An 18,325-nucleotide genomic window follows, 5' to 3' on the forward strand; every position below is an offset into this window, starting at 1 on the left:
ATGATCGATCGGTTCAAGCGCAGCCTTCCATTCTTTGCCTGCCTTTTTTTCTGCGCGTTCGGGCTCAATCTCGTTGGCCAAGACGTCGGATTCAAAGTCATTCAACCGCAGGGCTATGTGGCTGCCGATTCGTTCTATAGTCCTGGGATTCTGGCCGGGGGCACGCTCTACATATCTGGTCAAGGAAGCCGTAAGCCCGACGGCACACGTCCACCGGGGTTAGCCGAACAAGTCGCGCAAGCCTTCAGCAACGTTCATGCTGTGCTGAAGGGTGCAGGCATGGATTTTGGGAATGTTGTTTGGATGAACATCTATCTCGCGGATGAGCACGATGTGGCAGACATGAATGAGGTTTATTGGCAGACAATCGGCCAAAGCCCTCCAGCGCGAACTGTTCTCACGGTTGCTGCTCTTCCAGATGGGGAAAAGGTGGAAATCAACTGCATTGCCGTAGCAGACACGATTCACAGGAAAGCGATTTGGCCACCAGGCTGGGCGCGCGGGCCGCAGGTGGATCCTCCTGCAATCCGGGCAGGTGAAATCTTGTACCTGTCAGCGCAGGGAGGCCGGGATCCGCTTACCGGGAAACAAGCGTCTGACTTTCCCGGAGAAGTCAGGCAAGCTCTCGACAATGTAAGTGCAGTGCTCAAAGCTGCCCAGCTAAGCATGAAGAATGTTCTATGGGTGAACCCCTACATGAGCGTCGGTGGGCAATACGACGTTATGGGCAAGATTTATGCGAGTTATTTCGAATTCGGCAATACACCGGGCCGCGGGACCATCCAGGTCGTCGATCTTCCTAAAGGGGATCACATCGCATTTAGTTGCATCGCCGGAGTAGACCTCAGCAAACGCAAAGCAATCCGGCCAAAAAATATGCCTCCCAGCCACACCGCCAGCCCGGGCATTCTCTATGGCGACACTCTGTATCTCTCTGCTAAAGATGGCTTCATTCCGGATCAAGGAATCGTCACGCCTGACCTTGAGCTGCAGCTGCGGCAATCCATGCGCAATCTTTTGGATGGATTGCAGGAAGCTGACATGGATTTCTCTGATGTTGTTTTCAGTACTGTCTATTTGCGCCAGATACAGGACGCTGATCGAGTGAACGCGTTATATGGCAAGTTTTTTAAGAGCCGTTATCCTGCCAGATCGGCGCTGCAGCAGAACTTCGAAGTGCACGATGAGGCTGCCGAGCAAATCTCCTTCATCGCGGTAAAACACTCATCCGCCGGTCCTGCGGACAAAGGCGCACGTAGATGAAATTAACTGCCGTCAGCTGCTTCCTGGCCTTTGCTCTAGTGCTCTCCTTGGCGAGTGCTCAGCAGTCAACTCCCGCTCCATCGTCTGCATGTCAAATTCATGCAGTAGTCTTCGACGGTTGGCAAGCCCAGGAGGTAGCGAACGAATGGGTGAAGTTGACCTTTGTTCCTCAGTTGGGCGGTCGGCTGATGCAGGTCAGTTTCAATGGACACCCTTATTTATTCGTCAACCAGGTTTACAAAGGCAAGTACATTTCCCCGGCCGAGGCTGCGGGACGTTGGATCAACTATGGTGGCGACAAGATCTGGCCTTTACCGGAAGGCAATGATGACGAGCAGCACTGGACAGGAGCTTCCACTCCTCTTGACGACGGCGCATATGCCTTCTCGATTCTGTCACAAAACAATCGCTGCACAGTGCGGTTGGAGGGTCCCCCGGACCCGCCCACGGGCCTTCAATACACGCGTGAGATAAGTATCGGCAGCGACTCCCCTGAAATCTTTTTTCATGCGATTACCAGGAACATCACGGGTCATTCGATCGCCTGGTCTGTGCAGTCCGTCTCTCAGTATGACCTGTCCGACGCCGGCGATCCCAGTCAGTACAATCATGACTTTTGGGCCTTTGCGCCGCTCAATCCCCGCTCCTCATATTTGAACGGCTATCATGTCCGCGATGGGCTGGCGAATGATCCCTCTTTTAGCGTAAAGGACGGATTATTTCGGCTAAATTGGAAATACCTTGAAAACGAGGTGTGGCTCGACTCCACCGCCGGTTGGATTGCATTAGTCGATGGCGCAACTCACTATGCGATGGTCGAAAAGACCAGGTACATTGAGGGTGCAGATTATCCCGATAAGGCTTCGGTTATCTTCTACAAGAACGGACCCACTTTGCAACTGAATGCTCAGGGTATGCCCTACCTGACCTCGAAAAATCTTAAAGAGACTCCCTACTATATGGAGGCAGAACTGAACAGCCCTATGGCAGTCTTGGCGTCCGGCGAAACATACGCAATGGATACCTACTGGTTTCCGTCACGTATGAGTCCCGACTTGAAAACTGTTACCGAGGCAGGCATGGTGGGTCGACCTCTCGTCGCAAAGAACAGCGCCGGAAAGCTCGAACTTTCGGGCAGTTTTGGCGTCTTCTTTCCCGGCATGCTGAAGGCATATCTTTATGATGGAGGCGGCGCAGAAACAGGGGAGGTCTACCTCCAATCGGTTCAACCGCAAGACCCGGTTCAGCTCTCACAAACGATAACCACGACGAAGAGCGTGGCGCGAGTCTCCGTTCACTTGATCGATAGCAGCGGGCTCGATCGCGGAGCTCTAGGGGAAGTATTTGTAACCGGAAGGGAAGAAGGACGCTGACCCATGAGTCTACGGAGGAGATGGCTAATCGCTGTGTACGCGTATATGTTGTCTATTCCCTTGAGCGGGCAGGATAGTGATCCATCCCTCGCACGTGCTCCAGGCGTACAAGCCTCACAGCTGCTCTCTCGAACGATTAAAGACGACTGGCCTTCTTACAACGGTGATTACACAGGAAGGCGCTTTAGCAGCCTTACGCAAATCACACCGCAAAATGTCCAACATCTTCAGGCTCAATGGGTCTTCCACAGCAGAAACGCTGGCATTCTTGAAGTTACCCCCGTCGTTGTCGATGGAATCATGTACGTCACGGCTTCCAATGATGCATATGCCCTCAATGCGCAAACCGGACAGATCCTGTGGCACTACTCTCGGCCGGTTTCCCGGGGCTTGATCGATGACGCCTCCGGCCATATCAGCCGCGGTGTTGCTCTCCTGGGTACGCGGCTTTACATGGAAACCGACAATGCTCACCTCTTGTGCCTGGACGCACGATCGGGAAACCTGATCTGGGATGTGGCATACGCCGACTGGAACAAGAACTATGGAGGCACGAGTGCTCCACTGATCGTAAAAGACAAAGTACTGGTAGGAACCTCAGGCGGCGACGACGGAGTTCGCGGCTTTCTTGCTGCCTTCGACTCTATAACTGGCAAGTTGGCATGGCGTCTGTGGACGATTCCCGGCCCGGGAGAACCCGGCTCTTCAAGCTGGCCTGGAGATAGTTATCTGCACGGTGGTGGGACAACCTGGATGCCGGGAACCTATGATCCAGAGCTGAATATCCTATACTGGGGCACCAGCAACGCAGCGCCGGATTACGATGACAGCATCCGGCCCGGGGATGACCTTTACACCGCGAGTCTGCTGGCGATCGATCCGGATAGCGGAAAATTGAAATGGTACTTCCAATTCACACCGCATGATTTATATGACTACGATGGTGTGGAGACACCTGTCCTTGTAGACATGCAATATGAGGGAAAACCGAGGAAGCTTCTAATCGAGGCAAACCGAAATGGGTTTATCTATCTCCTTGATCGAACCAATGGAAAATTCCTATCGGCTACGCCATTTGCAAAGAAGATCAATTGGGCGACAGGCGTGGATGCCAATGGTCGTCCGATGATTACGGACTTAAAGCCGACCCCGGATGGAACCCTAATCTGTCCCGGCGTTGAAGGTGCTACCAACTGGTTCTCGCCTTCTTATAGCGAAGTGACGCACCTGTTCTACTTTTTGGCTTTTGAGGGCTGCTCGGTCTATTTTGTAAAACCAGCCCCATTTGAAGAGGGCAAAGAGTATTACTCAACAGGAACCAAGCACGATCCAAACGGCAAAACGGAACGGGTTCTTTTTTCCTTCGATCCCCAAACTAAGACCATTGCATGGCGGTACCCGCAAGCAGGGAATTCTCATTCCTGGGGTGGCGTCATGACAACCGCAACTGGCCTTGTCTTTTTTGCCGATGATGCAGATTTTTTTGAAGCAGCGGATGCCAAGACCGGCAAATCGCTGTGGCACTTTAACACCGGGCAAACTCTTCACGCATCTCCGATGAGCTATGCGGTATGGGGCAAACAGTACGTCGCTATCGCGTCAGGCTCTGATCTATTCAGTTTTGCGCTGCCGGAGTGAATCAACCAGATCGCGATGGGAGGAACGACTACGAGTCCCTTATTCATTGTAAATTCGGGGACGAACTCGCAGACAATAAAATCCGTTATCAATCGATATGGCTGTCTGGGGTGCGCGACCGAGTTGCACAGTTCGCTCTCAGCCTTCGGCCATATGAAGCGCCCGCGCTCAAGTCACTTCGCGAACAGGCATAAACCATCGCCGTCCCCCATAGAAGCTTCACGATGTCGCCTCTGCGCCCGCGGAACACGAGCACTCGCCCGGAGAACGGTTGCTGCTGTAGAAGCGTCTGCACCTGCGCGCTCAGGCGATCAAAGCCGCGGCGCATGTCGGTCACGCCGTCTCATCCCGCGCATGCTGCTTCAAATTCCGCCTATTCCAGATGAGCGTCGTTCGAAGATGGCTCGAGATAGCGACAGTGAGAACTTCCGCAATTATAAAAAGTATTAGACCTGTAATGCTTTATATCCAAAACCTATCATCGGAGAGCAATCTCAGCCCAGCAACAATTTAGTAACTTACTTCTCAATTTGGAAGCATTATTTTGTAAAAATCATAAGTGCAGCACTAATTACTGGCATGGAAATGCTGAAAGACCCACCTGTGGTATCTATATCTTCCACTGCCTGATTTCCATGAATGAATCCATCGTTGCTGTCATCGAAGGTCTGCCCCGCAAAACTTATCCCTGTTTTGGATTGATAGTTAGGAGCAGTCAAACGGAAAATCCTGGCATGACCGTATGCTCCAAGAGCGATATTGACGCTTCCGGATTCATTTTCATCTTTATTAATCAACACTAGACGGATTACGCCCGAGTTATCAATTGTTGCCCATGCCTTTAGATTGGCATGAGTATTTAACGTTACAGGGAGAAGATGGCATTTATTGCCTGTCGCCGCCTGGAAGAATAACAAGCCATAGTAGAGAGGATTGACTGTAGTCGTATAGCTTGCAACGTCAGCTGTTTGCTTTGCCGTTATACTAAATGGATTATATGGATTGGATGGATCTGATCCTACCTGCCAATTTACCCCAGCCACGCCAATGTTGACATATTCAAACATTGAATCAATAGCCCAAAGCGCTGATCCGAACGCATCGCTAATGCCTTCGCCGCCCCCGTTATAAAGTGAATTCATCTCGCCCATTCGAAATGGAAGATGATATTGTTGACTGGTCGCAACCGCTGCCTCTACAGCCTTCGGTCCAGCTGTGGCAGCAATCGGAGTCAGTAACGTGTCAGGCGGATTGTTCAGCAAGCCATTCGCAACATAATAGTGAGCGCTGAAGGTGGCAAGCGCAGACGCTTCGGCAGCATCATAAGGCCCGATATTTGACAACATGGTTGGAGACGCCCATGAGGCGCCCATAAGCTTAGTAGAGCCCGAGAGCAGGGGAAAAATATTTTCCTTCCAGATGTTAAATTCCGCAAGATAGTTCTCGAACGTATAAGGGGCCTTCCTATAGCCTTTTTGCGGATATTGATCCGGTTCGTTTCCTATTTCGATTGCATCGATTGAGCCTTTCGGCATTTGATTAATGTAATCTTTCGCCTGATCCATTGCTAGATTGACATTTCCGGCCGCGAGATTCACTCCTAAGTAGAAATGAACATCCAGAGCATTTGCCAATTCGACAAATGGACGAATCGTAGTTGAAGTTGGCTCCCCGCTCTCATCTGTGCTGTTCCCTCCGATTCTCAAGATGATTGGTCCCGATCCATAAGTCATAAGATTTCGAATAAGCTGTCTATATGCTTCGTTCACTCCAGATACAGAATCACCCATCATAGCTTGAGATGTACCCCATTCATTCGAGAGTCCCATGAAAGTAGGCGAGATTGCGCGTAGCGGTGTAGTTCCAATACTGACATCGGCAAATCCTTCTGAACTTGCGGATGTGGTTTCGCTTCCAGTCGATTTAGCCGACATATCTCCTGTTCCTGAGGTAGCCCCGCAACCGCCTATGAAAATCACGACTGCGATAGCGAGCAGACCAATAGTTAAACGCGCTAGATTAGACGGATACCTCATGATTGCGTCCTCACCTGCTTCTATCGGCATCCGGTCGACAATCTTCAGGAATGAAAAGGGGATTGGCTTGAGCTACAACCGCTAATTAGTTCGACTTCGAATACGATTTGCTCGAAGGCAAGGGAGAGGACACGGCTCGAAGCATGCACGCGGAGGCGAAATGATCACTGCGCTGAAGCAGGTGGAGGCTAGTAGGACGGCAGAGGATGTGTCCCGCGGACATAGCGTGGGCAAGCACACGATCTATGCCTGAAGTCAAAGTATGGCGACATCGAGGTCAGCGAAGTCGAAGATGGCAAGCACTTGCGGGACGAAACTCGAGATTGAAGAAGCTGGCGGCCGAGCGGGAATTACTATCTTCGGGCTGAAATGCCACTAACACTGATTTGCTTGGGGCATAGATACTGCGGCAATTCCAAATGGGCAAATGCTAACATCATTAACTTCAGGGAGGTGTCTCGAGTCGCCTGGATTCGGCAGTTCGGCAGTTTTATGCGTGTAATCATGTCCAAAAACAATTGATACATGCTTATATGGGCGTAAGTGAATATAACGATTGATATCGTCGAGATGTAAAAGAGAAACGTATTTCGCTTCAGAGTTTTGTCTGAGAAATCCGAATCCCGCGAAGTGGTAATCGAAGGTGTAGGCAAAGATCAGAGTTATGTTAATCGACAACTCTTGACCGACTTGCATTTCAAATGGACTTGAAAGCATAGTTGACTTGATTGTCGTTGAACGCCAATAGCCATAAAGTATTTACCAGGGCAGCTCTTCGCCGAGGTGAATAAAGCGGCCATTCGGGCCGTCAGGGCCGATAAGAGCCAGGTCGACCGAGGTCTTCGCTCCTTCAGGAATTTCCATGGGCGCTGCGCTTGTGCCCATATCGGTCTTAACCCAGCCTGGATGCGCTGAGTTGACTTTGATATTTGTATCTTTAAGTTCATCGGCAAGATGAATGGTAAAGGAGTTGATTGCGGTCTTCGAGGTGTCGTAGGCGAAGCGCTTTATGCTCGCAATCGGGCTTTTGGGATCGGCATGCAGGGTCAAGGAGCCGAGAATGCTTGAGAGATTCACGATTCGGCCAGCAGGGCTTTTCTTGAGCAACGGCAGGAGCTCGCGGGTTACAAAAATCACCGAAAAGACATTCGTGCTGAAGACCTGTTCCAGTTCAGCTTCCGGCGTTTCGATAGTCTGCTTTGCGAAAAGATCTTCGCCCTTCCCATCCGCTGATCCGATACCTGCATTATTAATAAGAATGTCGAGTCGTCCAAACTGCTTTTCAATCTGCTTTGCTGCAGCAGTACGATCGCTCGCGCTGGTTACATCTAACTGGATTGGATACAGGTTCGTTAATCCCTCGGACTTGAGCTTAGCCACAGCCTCTTCGGCAGAGCCAAGCTTGCGACATGCTACGAGAACAGTTACATCCTTCTGGGCCAACTGACGCGCTGTTTCAAAGCCGAGTCCTCGATTGGCGCCAGTTACTAATGCAATTTTTTCGGACATGACGGTTATTCCCTTCACAGAAAAAACAGTAGATGAAGCATGAAGAATTCCCATTGTTAGTTCCATGGGTCTAAAAAACCAGCTCAACCTAACTGATTCCTGAAAAGAATTTGAGATTCATTTCGTAGCAGGTTTTTCGAGATGACCGCCAAACTCATAGCGCATGGCGGAAAGAAGTTTATTCGAGAAATCAGCCAAACCTCGCGAACTGAACCGTTCATAAAGTGCCGCTGTCAACACGGGTGTTGGCACGCCTTCGTCGATGCCTGCTTTTATAGTCCAGCGTCCCTCTCCGGAATCCGACACTCGTCCTCCAAACTTTGCCAACTTTGGGTCTCCAGCTAATGCGGACGATGTGAGATCAAGAAGCCATGAGGCAATCACGCTGCCGCGCCGCCATACTTCTGCGATGTCAGGTAGAACAAAATCGTACTTGTAATGTTCTGGGTCACGCAGGGGAGTGGTTTCGGCGTCGATTTCAGCGGTGTGTTTTCCTATGTTCGCAGCCTCTAATACACCGAGGCCTTCGGCATAAGCGGCCATCATTCCGTATTCAATGCCGTTGTGCACCATTTTGACGAAATGTCCTGCACCGCTGGGTCCACAGTGCAGATATCCCTGCTCTGCTGTGCCGGCTATCTTCTCGCGGCCTGGTGTTTTTGAGATATCGCCTATGCCCGGGGCGATCGCCTGAAAAATTGGATCAAGATGTTTGACCTGGTCTTCATGGCCACCGATCATCAGGCAGTATCCGCGCTCCAGGCCCCAGACACCGCCGCTTGTGCCCACATCGATATATTCAATGCCTTTGGGCGCAAGCTCGCCGGATCGCCGAATGTCATCGATATAGTAGGAATTTCCGCCGTCGATCAAGATATCGCCAGGACTGAGGTGCGGAACAATCGAAGCAATCGTCTCATCGACAGCGGCAGCAGGGATCATCAACCAGAGGGCACGCGGCTTCGTAAGCTTGCTTATCAAATCTTCTACGGAAGTGGAGCCGGTGATGCCTTTTTCTCTTCCCATTTCTTCGATAACTGCCTGTGACCGATCGTAGACGACACATTCGTGGCCTCGCGCAGCCAGCCGCTTCACCATGTTCGCGCCCATTCTTCCGAGTCCTATCATTCCAAGTTGCATGGATTTCTCCTCTAACGATGTTGACTGCTTATGTGTTGTGCCAGCGGGAATTGGGCCATTCCGAATTCTCGGATTCGACCCCTCACGACACCACTGGGAAAGCTTGAAGAAGCAAGGCTAGGATGAGCCATCTGGATTAAAAATGCCATTACATTCTCATGATTTTGCGATTGTGCTATAACGTTGTAACAGTCATATGCGAGTTTCTCGTTCACTTGTGTGCTCCTGTTGTCCCCGCGGCTGTTGACCCTTATCGTGGTCCAGACTTATCGGGGGATGGCTCCTCTTCGCAAATTTTGAGATGGCAAATCGACGTTCTGCTTAAAGGCAGAGCGATTGAGCTTAGACCTTGGCGCATTTTGCCGGTTCGCAGCTGACTTTGCCCTGACGTCTTTCTTCGTCCGATAAGACTTTTCCTTTGCCGAGCACTACAGAGACTCGGCAATTCCTACGTCTCAAAAACGCTTTCAGGAGAGGTCTGCATGTATTCCCGTTTACTCTTGCGTGTTTTTTTCGCGATTGCATTTTTCCCTCTACTATCTGCTGGTCTCATTGCTCAGACAACCGGAACTGGAACGATCACCGGCACCATTACTGATGCGTCAGGAGCTACGGTTGCAAATGCAAGCATCGTTCTCCTGCAACTCGCAACCGGTTTAAGCCGCTCTCTCACAACAAATGACAAGGGCGTGTACACGGCATCTGCTCTGCGCGCCAGTGAATACCAACTTCGCGTCGCGGCTCCGGGCTTTCAGCCGTTTGAGCAGAACGGCATCACGCTGGAAGCTGATTCAACGCGCTCAATCGACATTCATTTGAATGTGGGAAAAGTTTCTGAAACCGCTGTCGTAACGACAGCCGCCCCATCGATCGAAACATCAAATGGCGGCGTAAGTACGCTCGTTTCCGGAACACAGTTAACCGAACTCGCCTTGAATGGCCGCAACTTCACCCAGTTTCTTTCCCTGGGCGCCGGAGTGAGTTCGAGCCAGACAGGACAGCGCATGGGCCTCGGCCAGGAGGGAAACCCTCTGATGTCGGTCAATGGCGGCAGGATCAATTCCAACGCCTTCACCTATGACGGAATTCTCGCGATGGACACGGGCGGCAACCGCGGATTGAATTTGTTCCCTCCGACTGAGGCCATTCAGGAAGTACAGATTCACAAGAGCAATTTCACCGCGGACATTGCCAGTTACGGCTATTCGCTGGTCAATGTCGTAACCCGCTCAGGCGGCGATCACTATCATGGAGATGTTTATGAAATCTTCTCGAACGATGCTCTGAACGCGCGCAACTACTTCAACACCGTGAAGCCGCCGTTGCGCGATAACAGCTTTGGCTACGACTTTGGCGGCCGTGTTTTCCCGCGAGCCGACAGCAATTTCAAGAAAGGATTGTTCTTCTTCTGGTCTGAGGCATGGGATAAGAGAATCGGTCCGGAACTTGTCAGCTTCACCTCGCCGCCGCAAAGCACCTTCACCGCGACTACACCCGATGCGGCGCTGCGCACCGGTAATTTCCAGGAGTTAACGACTCCGATTATTGATCCAGCCACCGGCTTGCCTTTTCCCGGAAATGTCATTCCCTCATCTCGCATCGATCCGAACGCCAGCATTCTTCTCAGTACATATTTCCCGCTCCCGAACCGCGCCGGCTCAACCAACTATGCGGTGAGCCCGAAGAGCAGTACCAATTGGCGCGAAGAGCTGATCCGTATCGACTCGGCGATTGGGGAACATGACAACCTAATGGCGCGTTATGCGCACGATAGCTGGAGCCAGGACCAGGCGATTCTCAAGCCTTCAAATCAGTCTTTTCCTACCATCGGCGGTTTCTTTGGCAAGCCCGGACAAAACCTGGTGCTGCAGTGGACGCACATTTTTACGCCCACGACCCTCAACCAGGCCACGATAGGTTATTCGCGAAACGCCATTACCCAGACGCCTGACGCCGCCGGACAGCGCCCGTCCTCATTGACGATACCGTCGCTCTACAACGCGAACGGCTACAACCTGGTTCCGACCGTCAGCCTCAGCGGATATTCGTCAATTGGCGCACAGGGCCTTACCAACAACACGAACAACGTTTACACATGGCGCGATGATTTCACCAAGCAGTTGGAGTCCCACTCATTGAAGGCTGGCTTGAATATTCTTCGCATTCAGAAATTCGATCGCTATCCATACTCCGGCCAGGCCGGCTCATTTAGTTTCACCGGCAGCGCGACCGGAAATGCCGTCGCCGACTTCCTGCTTGGCAATGCTTATAGCTATACCGAGCAGAGCGCGGTACCGCAGGACTACCTCTTCGCCAACGCATTCGAATTTTATGTTCAGGACGACTGGAAGATTCTGCACGATCTAACGTTGAACCTGGGCGTGCGTGACACCGTCTTTCAGGGCGCTCCCAACGGCTATGAGAAATACGACAACATCAGCGACTTTGTTCCATCGCTTTATGATCCCACCAAGGCTCCGCAGGTCACGGCTTCCGGCGCGCTGGTCGCTGGTACAGGCGATCCCGAGAACGGAATTATTACTCCCAGCAATCAGAAAGGACTTGATCTGCCGCGCAGCCTCACTCCAGCCCGCAACAACATCGGTCCGAGGGTAGGTTTTGCATGGGCGCCGTTCGGATCAACGACTACCGCCATACGCGGCGGCTACGGCATCTTCTATCACTGGGATAATGACAACCACGAAAGCCTCAGCAGCAATCCGCCGTTCTCTCAATCGGCCACGATTTACAACACCACGTTGAGTGGATTTGTCTCGGGGACTCAGACTGCTTTCCCGCCAACAGTTGCAGCCTTCGATACTAGGAAGCTATATCCGGCAGTTCAGCAATGGAGCCTTACTGTAGAGAGACAGTTGCCATTTTCGACCGTCCTCGCTGTCAGCTATGTTGGCAATCAGGCAAAGCATCTCGATCAAGCTCCGAACATCAATCAGGTGCAACCCAACATCGGCGTCGCGAAAGGAACGACGAATGTAAATACTGTGCGCCCATATCTTGGCTATGCGGCAATCAACTATGACGTCCGTTCAGCTTCGGCGAATTACAACGCGCTGCAGGCCGATGCGCGTCGCCAATTCAAAAATGGACTTTTGTTTGAGGTCGCATACACTTACTCAAAAGCATTAGGCGCACAGGTCGGACAAAGCCAGTTTGTGAATGAAAATGGACCTACGGCTTACGACCGTCCGCAGGTCCTGACTCTGAATTACATTTACGATCTCCCATTTTTCCGCGGTGAACATTCTCCGGCTGCTGTTCTTCTCGGAGGATGGGAGGCGAGCGGAGTGACGACGTTCCAATCCGGCTTGCCGACCACGATTACAACCTCGACCGATCGCGCCGGTGTTGGCAATACCGGACAGCGGCCCAACGTCGTCGGCTCCTACAAAACCCACCCCGGAAACATCAACGGCTATTTCGACACCACGGCATTTGCTCTGCCCGCGCTTGGAACATTTGGAAATGAAGGATTGAATGTGGTTCGCATGCCGGGACTGAACAGCACGCAATTCAATCTTTCAAAGAAGCAGACATTTCATGTCTTCTCGGAAACGCCGGTGACAGCGAAATTCGAGGCTGAGTTCTTCAATCTTTTCAACCACCCGGCATATAACGGAATCGGCACCACCTACGGCAGCGCCGCATTTGGAACGATCACCTCAGCGCTCGATCCACGGAATATCAATTTCAAATTGAAGTTTTCTTTCTAACTCAAACTGTGAACGACAAACAGGAGAAAAATGATGTCGTATGAAACCGGGCTCGATCCATTAGACAATCAAAAGCCAGAGCAAACGCGACGCGAGTTCCTACAGGGCTCGCTCGCCGTGGCAGGCACTTTGCTGGCTTCGCAGGTGACGGGTGCGAAGGCATCGGCGGAAGCAAAACCAAAGCGGCCGAATCTCGTCTTTTTCTTCGGTGAAGGGCAGCGCGCCGATGCCCTATCCATTGCGGGAAACCCGATCCTCAAGACTCCCAATCATGACCGTATTGGACAAGAGGGAATCCGCTTCCGCAACGCATTTTGCACCAACGCGCTCTGCGCTCCGGCGCGCGCTACGACGCTTACAGGCATGTACTCGCGTTCCACCGGAGCGCTCTCGAACGAGCACCTCAACGTTCCGCTACCAAGCGATATTCCTATCTTCACCGATCTTCTCCACGATGCTGGCTACGAGGTCGCCATTCTAGGGAAAGTGCATATTCATAACGGCGTGGAAGATCGCTATTGGGACTATTATTTCGGCCACAACAATCCTGGAAATAACTACGCCAATCCATTTTTCAAGGAAGGACGCAAGGGCAAGATCGGACCCGAGAAGCAGTATCACAACGTCTATCCCGATGACCTTACGGTGGACCGCGCTCTCGCATGGCTCGAAGAAGATCGTGGAGACAAGCCTTTCTGCCTGCTCGTCTGGTTTGTCGCGCCTCATGAGCCTTTCTTCCGGGCGCGCCGACACTTCGATCTTTATCGCGACGCGGTGATTCCGAAACCGCCAACTTTTGACGATGACCTGAAAGGCTATCCCGGGAAGCCAAAAGGTTTTGTCGACGCCGAAAATAAAATCGGCACCACTCCAACGCACGTCGCCTGCGGATCGCACGAAGGAATCGTCAAGGATTACTACGCCGGGCTCGTTGCCGTCGATGACAACATCGGACGCATCTTCAACTATCTGGACAAGAAAAATATTCTTGACGATACGGCGATCGTTCAAGGTTCCGATCATGGCTTCTTCCTCGGAGAGTGGCGGCTCTTCGATAAGCGCCTGATGCATGAGCCATCGATTCGTGTGCCTCTGATGATCCGATATCCAAAGAGGATTCAAGCCGGTACCGTTCGTGATGAGATGGTTCTGGATACAGATCTCGCCCCAACATTTCTCGATCTGGCGGGTCTGCCTATTCCGCAGCACATGCAAGGTAAGAGCGTTCTTCCGCTGGCGAAAGCCGCAGATCCGTCCTTCCGCCAGGAATGGTACTACGAATATTTTGAGTGGCCCAATCCCGAAGCAGTGCGCCCGCATCGCGGCATTCGCACAGAGCGCTACAAGCTGATTCACTATGTTTTGGAGCCGCAGGAGTTTGAGTTGTACGATCTTGTCAGCGATCCGGGAGAGACGCAGAATCTTTACGGTAAGCCTCAATTTCAATCCATTCAGCAGGATCTCTGGAATCGTCTCGACAAGTTGCAGGCTCAAATTCCGGAAAAGAAGAAAATCGCAGCAACAGCGTAACTGCTGTAGCGGGAAGTTACGAAGATCTCATGTCAGAAAACAAGTTGAACGAAAACATAACGGACAAAGATCCCATAACTTCCTGCTGCACGCCTCCGGTGAATTTCCGGCCAGTCATAGTTCAACATAGCGAGATAAGTCCAGAAACAGCCAGCGCGACAGACGCAACGCGCTCGATGATCTCGCTTTCCGGCGGTACGTTTCTCATGGGTACGGACTACGTTGGCGGATTTCCTGCAGATGGGGAAGGCCCAGTCCGTCCCGTATCTCTTTCCTCATTTCAAATCGACACGTATCCCGTCACGAATGCGGACTTCGCGGCGTTCATCGATGCGACTGGATATCTTACAGAGGCGCAGAACTTCGGATGGTCGTTCGTTTTCTGGTCACATATTCCACGGGAGCGCTACCAGGAGCTAGTCGAAGATACTGCGGCGGCTGCGCCGTGGTGGTGTAAAGTGCCCGGTTCTTTTTGGAAGCAGCCTGAAGGACCTGGCTCCAGCATCGGCGAGAGACTTACGCATCCGGTCGTGCATGTTTCTTGGAATGACGCAAACGCCTATGTGAAATGGGCAGGGAAGAGGTTGCCCACAGAAGCACAATGGGAATACGCGGCACGAGGTGGTCTGGAGCAGAAACTTTACCCCTGGGGCGACGACCTCACGCCTGATGGTCAGCACCGATGCAATATCTGGCAGGGAGAATTTCCCGTACAGGACACAGCTGAGGATGGTTATGTAGGCACGTCTCCTGTCGACGCGTTTTCTCCAAACGGCTATGGAATTTACTCCGTCACCGGAAACGTGTGGGAATGGTGTGCCGACTGGTTCGACCGGCCATCTCTATCGGGCGGCGAGATACTTGACCCAGCTGGACCTTCCGATGGCGAAAGCAAAGTCATGAAGGGCGGATCGTTTCTTTGTCATGCCTCATACTGCAATCGCTATCGCGTCGCGGCCCGAACATCGAATACTCCCGATAGCTCCGCTTCCAACATTGGCTTTCGTTGCGTGCGGAATTAACGGATTCGCTCTTATGAAACGGGTGCAGTGTCAGGTACTCTCGTAGCGCTGAAAATTCCCAACAGTACCGAAGGCCATATCCTGGCCACGTATCCCAGCGAAGGCATGGCAGTAACTAATCGCGAAAGCAGAGACCCGAAGTAGAGACGGCTATGAAATTGCTTTCGGATCTCTCGATGGAAGTCAGCAGCGGAATAGCCGCTAAGGTAGAGTTGAGCCGCTCGTCGCGCTGTATAAAGTGCGATTGCCATTCCGTCGCCACTGAACGACGGAATCACGGCAGCCTGATCGCCAATCCGCCACGGAGAAAGTATCTCTATCGGCCCGTTCATGCAATATCCGTAAGGAATCGCTGAAAGAGCCAGCGGACGTTCGAGCATAGGCACGGAGCCATTCAGACGGCGAGCCAGATGATCGGAATGCCGCAGCATGTAATCGAGCAGGCTATCCCAGCCTGCACCAGGCTGCTGCAGCTTTTCCTTCGTGACGACAGCGCATAAATTTGCGCACCTGCCTTCAACCATCTGTAGGCCCGCGTATCCACCGGGAAAGAGAATCAGTTCTACATATCCAGCTAACTGCTTCTGCTGTTCCGGTGAAAACGCAAAATACATCTTGAAGGCAACCAGATTATTCTGTGTGCCCTTCGTCGCACGTGCCCAGCCTCGCAGTCCATGTTTACCGGTAGCGAGAAAGGCAGACTCTCCTTCAATGAACATCAATTCGCAGCCATCAGATACTTGCGCCCGCCAGTGATTCGAACTCTCTGAGTGATCCAGCCTCTCCGCAGTCCAGCCACGATGAACATTTACGCCAACCTGTCGGGCTCGCTGAAGCAACGCTTCGTCTAATACTCGTCGTGTTAACGAGAGCGCCGGTGCAGGGAATCGAACTTCCGCAAGCACTTCGCGCGTGACAAGACGCGTCGAGTGGATCGTTTGAGCGCCAAGATAATCGGGGCAGATTCCGAGCCGGTGAAGCAGCGGTAAGCTTTCCGGACTCAGAAACTCTCCGCAAACTTTATGTTGTGCCTCTTTGTTTTTCTCTACGAGGACAACCGAACGTCCAGCTTCTGCGAGCGCAATGGCCAGCGCCGATCCGGCGAGGCCGCCACCGAGTATCAGCGCTTCGCTTGACAGCGGCGCAATCATTGCGACTTTATCCGCCCAACGCAAAGGCGCGCGGGCCAATGCGTCTCAATGCTGGCCGCGTCGGGCGAAAGCTCCGATGCAGTCAGATATTTCTTCCAATCATTTTGTCTGAATGCCCGTCGAATCGAAACCGGACCATCGTGGCGAACGAAGGGGTGCCAGCGCATTATGGCTGAGAGGATTCCGAATGCGCGATAAGCATTCCGGCTCCGGTAAAGATCATTGATAAACCAGCCGCGCCGTGCCACGCTCTCCATCCATGCGAGAAACGCAGCAATCTCATCGTCGTGCAGGTGGTGGGTAAAAAGCGAGCTGATCACCAGATCTACAAGATCACTCGCAGCGTCGAAGGACTGCGCCATTCCAGTGACCCACTGTATGCGGCTTTCTTGCGGAGTGAACTCACGTGCCGCGCGTATGGCATGAGGATTCAGATCTATCCCCGTTAGCCGAACGACCATGCGTCTGCGCATAGCCCACCGTTCGATACGCCGCAGCATATCTCCGCCGCCGCAACCCACATCCACAATATGAAGCGGACGCGAAGCCGATGATGAATTTGCGAATTGCTGCAGCCATTGCAAAGTTGGACGATGCGCAAACGTAACGCGATTGACCTGCGATAGATCGCGAAGGCAGTCACGCAACTCTTCATAAGAACATGGCTCGTCCATCATCTCCGAGAGATGCGCGCGGACCGAAAAATCGATGATGTCTTTATCCTGCTCTGCTTCCGGTGCTCGCGATGCTGCCTCAAAGGACATGGAATTTCATCGTTTCTGCGGTAAGTCCCGGCCCAAACGACATGGCGCAACCTCGCTGGCCGCCTCTTGCCGACCGCATCATCTCTTCCAGAACAAACATAATCGTAGCCGAACTCATGTTGCCAAAACGCCTTAGAATGTTGCGGGAAGTTGCGAGCTTGTCGCTCGCGAGTCCCAAGCCATCTTCTACCGCATCAAGAATCGTACGCCCCCCCGGATGCACCGCCCACAACTCAACGTCATGCGCGGGATCCAGCATATCGGGAGATTCGCGAAGCACGCGGCGCAATTGCGTTGGCACCTCGCCGGACAATTCCATATCAAATCCCACATCGCCGATGCGCCATTGGATCAGCTCAGTCGTCTCCGGAATCAGGATGGCCTGAAAGCTGTCCATCGCCAATCCGCGATCGTCCGCGCGGATCAGGCTGGCCGCGCAGCCATCCGCAAAAATCAGGAATGACAGCATGCTCTGAAGGTCCTGCGTCTCCTGAAAGTGCAGCGAACAAAGCTCAAGATTAATCATCAACACGCTCGACTCGGGTTGCGACCGAACGATGTGACGTGCCAGCTTGAGGCCGTTGATGGCGGCATAGCAGCCCATAAAACCCACCATCGTGCGCTCTGTACCCGGATCGAGTGCCAGGTGCTCCAGTGCTACAAAATCCAGTCCCGGAGCGTACAGGCCGGTGCAGCAGGTAACGATGACGTGGCCAATACTATGCCGTTCTTCGTCGCTAAGCGACAGCCGGTCCAGTGCACAACGCAGAAGATGGGGAGCAAGTCGCTCAAAGAGTTCCATGCGTTTGGCAGTCGTCGGGAAATGGCCTCGACGGAAAAGAGCGTTTCCGTCTATGGAATGGATAGGTGTCTCGGCCTCCGCGCAGAGATACGAGTAGCGATGATCGATGCCCGATCGCTGCGCCATTCGCTCCAGCAGCAAGCGAGCTCGAGGATCGTTAAGCATGCCCGAAGCATACGCAAGAAAGGGCGCGTGCATGTCATGCGGCGGTGTCGCTGTTGCGATGCGACTGATACAGACAGGATTCATGGCTCCGATGACAGCCTCTCGTGGTGATCTCTCGCGCCAGGCTGCTCCATTTCTTCGGGCGGCCATTGTTTCTATATCGGACTCGTCTCAGCTTTTATAGTTGCAGTAGTAAGGTGG

At 52.6% G+C, this 18,325-nt stretch carries 13 protein-coding genes; 6 read left to right on the plus strand and 7 right to left on the minus strand.

Annotation, left to right across the window (positions count from 1 at the left end; genetic code table 11):
• The 3 genes from GSQ86_RS05815 to GSQ86_RS05825 are packed head-to-tail and all read left to right on the plus strand — an operon-like array spanning nt 1 to nt 4,274.
• A complete protein-coding gene (locus GSQ86_RS05815; protein ID WP_158749018.1) occupies nt 1-1,263 on the plus strand; it encodes a RidA family protein in 1,263 nt (420 codons plus the stop codon).
• Nucleotides 1,260-2,636: a DUF4380 domain-containing protein gene (locus GSQ86_RS05820; RefSeq protein ID WP_254062172.1), complete on the plus strand. Its 1,377-nt coding sequence runs from the start codon at nt 1,260-1,262 to the stop codon at nt 2,634-2,636. The genes GSQ86_RS05815 and GSQ86_RS05820 overlap by 4 nt, the downstream gene beginning before the upstream one ends.
• 33 nt (nt 2,637-2,669) lie before the next feature.
• Nucleotides 2,670-4,274, plus strand: a complete 1,605-nt coding sequence (locus tag GSQ86_RS05825; RefSeq protein ID WP_254062173.1) for a PQQ-dependent dehydrogenase, methanol/ethanol family — start codon at nt 2,670-2,672, stop codon at nt 4,272-4,274.
• An 88-nt stretch (nt 4,275-4,362) separates the two neighbouring features.
• Here GSQ86_RS05825 and tnpB read toward each other — a convergent pair whose 3' ends face one another.
• The 4 genes from tnpB to gnd form a co-directional block, all read right to left on the minus strand.
• On the minus strand, nt 4,363-4,602 hold the full coding sequence (tnpB, locus tag GSQ86_RS23805) for an IS66 family insertion sequence element accessory protein TnpB (protein WP_371720277.1): 240 nt from the start codon (nt 4,600-4,602) through the stop codon (nt 4,363-4,365).
• Nucleotides 4,603-4,813: 211 nt separating this feature from the next.
• A complete protein-coding gene (locus GSQ86_RS05835) occupies nt 4,814-6,340 on the minus strand; it encodes a glycosyl hydrolase family 79 C-terminal domain-containing protein (protein ID WP_158749019.1) in 1,527 nt (508 codons plus the stop codon).
• 729 nt (nt 6,341-7,069) lie between these two features.
• Complete coding sequence (locus GSQ86_RS05840) at nt 7,070-7,819, minus strand: SDR family oxidoreductase (protein WP_158749020.1); 750 nt, start codon at nt 7,817-7,819, stop codon at nt 7,070-7,072.
• Between the two features lie 117 nt (nt 7,820-7,936).
• Nucleotides 7,937-8,959: a phosphogluconate dehydrogenase (NAD(+)-dependent, decarboxylating) gene (gnd, locus tag GSQ86_RS05845; RefSeq protein WP_158749021.1), complete on the minus strand. Its 1,023-nt coding sequence runs from the start codon at nt 8,957-8,959 to the stop codon at nt 7,937-7,939.
• A 482-nt stretch (nt 8,960-9,441) separates the two neighbouring features.
• Between gnd and GSQ86_RS05850 the strand changes: the two genes are divergently transcribed.
• The 3 genes from GSQ86_RS05850 to GSQ86_RS05860 are packed head-to-tail and all read left to right on the plus strand — an operon-like array spanning nt 9,442 to nt 15,242.
• The gene (locus GSQ86_RS05850) at nt 9,442-12,690 is read left to right on the plus strand and encodes a TonB-dependent receptor (RefSeq protein ID WP_158749022.1); all 3,249 of its coding nucleotides are present in this window, start codon (nt 9,442-9,444) and stop codon (nt 12,688-12,690) included.
• Between the two features lie 30 nt (nt 12,691-12,720).
• The gene (locus GSQ86_RS05855; protein WP_158749023.1) at nt 12,721-14,220 is read left to right on the plus strand and encodes a sulfatase; all 1,500 of its coding nucleotides are present in this window, start codon (nt 12,721-12,723) and stop codon (nt 14,218-14,220) included.
• Nucleotides 14,221-14,249: 29 nt separating this feature from the next.
• Nucleotides 14,250-15,242, plus strand: coding sequence for a formylglycine-generating enzyme family protein (locus GSQ86_RS05860; protein WP_158749024.1), 993 nt, complete (start codon nt 14,250-14,252; stop codon nt 15,240-15,242).
• A gap of 11 nt (nt 15,243-15,253) precedes the next feature.
• On the opposite strand, the gene GSQ86_RS05865 is transcribed toward GSQ86_RS05860, so the two are convergent.
• The 3 genes from GSQ86_RS05865 to GSQ86_RS05875 are packed head-to-tail and all read right to left on the minus strand — an operon-like array spanning nt 15,254 to nt 18,208.
• The gene (locus GSQ86_RS05865; protein ID WP_158749025.1) at nt 15,254-16,393 is read right to left on the minus strand and encodes an NAD(P)/FAD-dependent oxidoreductase; all 1,140 of its coding nucleotides are present in this window, start codon (nt 16,391-16,393) and stop codon (nt 15,254-15,256) included.
• Nucleotides 16,390-17,157 (minus strand): methyltransferase domain-containing protein, encoded by a 768-nt coding sequence (locus GSQ86_RS05870; protein ID WP_254062174.1) that lies wholly within the window; start codon nt 17,155-17,157, stop codon nt 16,390-16,392. Before GSQ86_RS05870 ends, GSQ86_RS05865 begins: the two co-directional genes overlap by 4 nt.
• Nucleotides 17,147-18,208 (minus strand): type III polyketide synthase, encoded by a 1,062-nt coding sequence (locus tag GSQ86_RS05875; RefSeq protein ID WP_158749026.1) that lies wholly within the window; start codon nt 18,206-18,208, stop codon nt 17,147-17,149. The genes GSQ86_RS05870 and GSQ86_RS05875 overlap by 11 nt, the downstream gene beginning before the upstream one ends.
• Between the last annotated feature and the right edge of the window lie 117 nt (nt 18,209-18,325).

The organism is Acidobacterium sp. S8, assembly GCF_009765985.1.
GTDB lineage: Bacteria > Acidobacteriota > Terriglobia > Terriglobales > Acidobacteriaceae > Alloacidobacterium.

Coding starts and splice junctions, on each gene's coding strand:
- GSQ86_RS05840 (WP_158749020.1), bottom strand. CDS start 7,819: ATGTCCGAAAAAATTGCATTAGTAACTGGCGCCAATCGAGGACTCGGC.
- tnpB (WP_371720277.1), bottom strand. CDS start 4,602: ATGCGCCGCGGCTTTGATCGCCTGAGCGCGCAGGTGCAGACGCTTCTA.
- GSQ86_RS05820 (WP_254062172.1), top strand. CDS start 1,260: ATGAAATTAACTGCCGTCAGCTGCTTCCTGGCCTTTGCTCTAGTGCTC.
- GSQ86_RS05850 (WP_158749022.1), top strand. CDS start 9,442: ATGTATTCCCGTTTACTCTTGCGTGTTTTTTTCGCGATTGCATTTTTC.
- GSQ86_RS05835 (WP_158749019.1), bottom strand. CDS start 6,340: ATGCCGATAGAAGCAGGTGAGGACGCAATCATGAGGTATCCGTCTAAT.
- GSQ86_RS05860 (WP_158749024.1), top strand. CDS start 14,250: ATGTCAGAAAACAAGTTGAACGAAAACATAACGGACAAAGATCCCATA.
- GSQ86_RS05815 (WP_158749018.1), top strand. CDS start 1: ATGATCGATCGGTTCAAGCGCAGCCTTCCATTCTTTGCCTGCCTTTTT.
- GSQ86_RS05870 (WP_254062174.1), bottom strand. CDS start 17,157: ATGTCCTTTGAGGCAGCATCGCGAGCACCGGAAGCAGAGCAGGATAAA.
- GSQ86_RS05855 (WP_158749023.1), top strand. CDS start 12,721: ATGATGTCGTATGAAACCGGGCTCGATCCATTAGACAATCAAAAGCCA.
- gnd (WP_158749021.1), bottom strand. CDS start 8,959: ATGCAACTTGGAATGATAGGACTCGGAAGAATGGGCGCGAACATGGTG.
- GSQ86_RS05875 (WP_158749026.1), bottom strand. CDS start 18,208: ATGAATCCTGTCTGTATCAGTCGCATCGCAACAGCGACACCGCCGCAT.
- GSQ86_RS05865 (WP_158749025.1), bottom strand. CDS start 16,393: ATGATTGCGCCGCTGTCAAGCGAAGCGCTGATACTCGGTGGCGGCCTC.